This is a genomic window from Tunicatimonas sp. (assembly GCF_049647865.1).
Lineage (GTDB): Bacteria > Bacteroidota > Bacteroidia > Cytophagales > Cyclobacteriaceae > Tunicatimonas.
Window position 1 is genome coordinate 1 of sequence record NZ_JBARYM010000553.1, and the last position, 2789, is coordinate 2789.

The following is a 2789-nucleotide window of genomic DNA, read 5'->3' on the forward strand; positions in this document are numbered from 1 at the left end:
TCGCCTCACTGTTTGCTAACACTTTGTCGATGACTTCTTCGGATGTAAACACCATTGCCGCCGTCATTACCCGCGATATTCTTCCGGTAGTTTCCCCCAAGCTGCAATCTGCTCGCGCCTCATTGCGAGTAGCCCGAATTACTACGTTCGGCTTTACGCTGCTCACCATTGTGGTGGCGTTGCAGTACGAAAAATTCGGTGGGGTGTTCGGACTGATCGTTACCTGGTTCGGAGCATTGATTGGCCCGATTGCCGTACCCGTGTTATTTGGTTTACTACCAGCCTTCCGTCGCTGCGGTTCAACGGCCGCCATTGCTTCCATCGCCGCCGGATTGATCACCTTCGTTATCACCAAAAATGTAGAGCTAAATAGTCTGGCGCTGGAAGTTAGCTTGCCACTTTTGGTATCAACCATCGTATACGTAATTTTTGGTTTCAATCGAACTGCTTCACAACCCGTTATCAAAATGATTAACAACCTCAATCAATAATCGCTATGCGTACGCATGTTTTTAGTACTCGGAAAGAAATGGGACAAGCTGCCGGAAGCGCAGTAGAAGAGGGGATAAATACTCTGCTAAATGAGCAAAATGAGCTTCGAATGATCTTTGCCGCAGCTCCTTCTCAAAACGAAGTGCTGGAGTATCTGGCCCTATCCGATCAGATTGACTGGTCCAAGATTACTGCTTTTCATATGGATGAATACATCGGCCTTCCAGTTGATGCACCCCAACGGTTTGCTAACTTTTTGCAGGAAAAGCTATTTGACCGAGTGCCGTTCAAAGCCGTTCACCTAATTGAAGGTGGCGATAATCCAGCGGAAGAATGCCGTCGCTATGCAGATTTGCTAACTGAGAAGCCAATTGATATTGTTTGTTTAGGCATTGGTGAAAACGGTCACATTGCTTTCAACGATCCGCCCGTCGCCGATTTTGGTGATTCTCAAACAGTGAAAGTAGTAGAACTAGACACCCGCTGCCGCCAGCAGCAAGTCAATGATAGTTGTTTTTCTTCACTAGATTTAGTGCCTACCCAGGCCATCACCCTAACTATTCCTGCGCTAATGGGCGGAAAGTATTTGTACTGCGTTGTGCCCGGGCCCACCAAGCAGGAAGCGGTAGACAGTACTCTGCGCGGTCCTATCAGCACTAACTGCCCAGCTTCTATTCTACGAACGCACCAAAACTGCCAGCTATATCTGGACGCTGAATCAGCCCGAACGGAGCAGCAGCAGGAAGGATTTCTCAAGTCATGATCAACGTTCGTGGCATCAATTGTCTGACCGGGCGGGGGGAAGAATATCTGATTGAAAATGGGGTTATCCGTCGGATCAATCCATTAAAAAGCGCTTCCGAAGACTTACCCTACGTTGGGCCAGGCTTAATTGATTTGCAGATTAACGGTACCCACGGCGTTGATTTCAATGACCTTTCCCTCACCCCCCCTGATTTACTGGATATAACTCACCGGCTATTGAGTCAGGGCGTAACCAGCTTTTTTCCTACGCTCATTACTAACTCAGACGAAAACCTGCTCTATCTGCTCGGCACTATTCAGCAAGCCTGCGAAGCTTTTCCGCTGGTAGATGCTTGCGTGGGTGGTATTCATCTGGAAGGACCCTTCATTTCTAAGGAAGGCGGTGCCCGCGGTGCTCACCCAATTGAGTATGTCAAAGCTCCCGACTGGGATCTATTTCAGCACTTTCAGCAGGCATCAGACAACCGGATAAAGCTAATTACGCTGGCTCCCGAGTGGCCAGAAGCTACTGAGTTTATTCGCAGGTGTCGGGCGAAAAGAATCCGGGTGGCTCTGGGGCACACGATGGCTGATTCTGAACAAATTGCCGCAGCAGTGGAAGCCGGAGCCGCACTTTCAACCCACCTGGGTAACGCCGTCCCAACCGTGTTGCCTCGTCACCCTAATCTACTGTGGGATCAGCTCGCCCAGGATGAACTCTACGCCAGCATCATTGCCGATGGCTTTCACCTGCCGAATAATTTTATACGTGTGGTAATGCGGGTGAAGCCGGAACGTACTTTACTAGTAAGCGACGCCACTCAATTTGGCGGTAAGCTACCCGGCAGGTATACCACCCACATTGGCGGAGAAGTAGTACTGGAAAGCAGGGGAAGACTGGCAATCAACGACGGTTCGGGCTTGTTAGCCGGAGCCGCCAAGTCGCTGTTAGAAAACGTTCAGTTTCTACTGGATGAGCAACTGGTTTCACCCAGACGAGCCTGGAGCATGGCTTCAGTATACCCCGCTCAATTTTTGGGTAAAGAAGTACCTTTGTCGGCGGGGCAACCGGCGGACTTAGTGGAATTCAACCTTGACCAGGAAAATATCAAACTTATGAGGGTGATGAAAAGAGGGGAATGGGTAGAAATTTAGATTTGGTTTGATTTTTCTTTATTAAAACAGAATTTTTCTACTTTAGAATGTTCCTTACTTTAACTTGTCTGTTATTTAATGAGAAAAAAAGTAATCATCATCGGGGGCTCTAGCGGGATTGGTCAAGCCACGGCCGAACGCTTTGCCCGAGAAGGTTGGCAGGTAATGGTAGGCGCACCAGAGAAAGTCGCCACCCAGCAAGTAGTAGACAGCCTGCCAGGCGATGGACATATTGCTGTAGAAGTAGATATTACTTCCGATAACCAAATTGAAGATCTGAAGAAGCAGACCCAAAATAAGTTTGCTGATTTTCATACGCTGATTAACTGCGCGGGCATCTCGAGAAGCGTGCCTTTGCTAGACCCTGATTTCAAGAAGTGGGATCATCTGCTCCAAGT

At 48.7% G+C, this 2789-nt stretch carries 4 protein-coding genes; all 4 read left to right on the top strand.

From position 1 onward, the window contains the following. The coding region (locus tag WBA23_RS16370) for a sodium:solute symporter family transporter (RefSeq protein ID WP_424583363.1) at positions 1-491 on the top strand (491 nt) is incomplete at its 5' end. Positions 492-496: 5 nt separating this feature from the next. After that, a complete protein-coding gene (locus WBA23_RS16375) occupies positions 497-1255 on the top strand; it encodes a glucosamine-6-phosphate deaminase (protein WP_424583364.1) in 759 nt (252 codons plus the stop codon). After that, complete coding sequence (locus WBA23_RS16380; protein WP_424583365.1) at positions 1252-2391, top strand: N-acetylglucosamine-6-phosphate deacetylase; 1140 nt, start codon at positions 1252-1254, stop codon at positions 2389-2391. The genes WBA23_RS16375 and WBA23_RS16380 overlap by 4 nt, the downstream gene beginning before the upstream one ends. Before the next feature lie 78 nt (positions 2392-2469). Beyond that, positions 2470-2789, top strand: a 320-nt coding sequence (locus WBA23_RS16385; protein ID WP_424583366.1) for an SDR family oxidoreductase, incomplete at its 3' end; no start/stop codon positions are given.

What these genes read in the sequence shown, in the direction of transcription:
- WBA23_RS16375 (WP_424583364.1), top strand. Translation starts at nt 497, where the DNA reads ATGCGTACGCATGTTTTTAGTACTCGGAAAGAAATGGGACAAGCTGCC.
- WBA23_RS16380 (WP_424583365.1), top strand. Translation starts at nt 1,252, where the DNA reads ATGATCAACGTTCGTGGCATCAATTGTCTGACCGGGCGGGGGGAAGAA.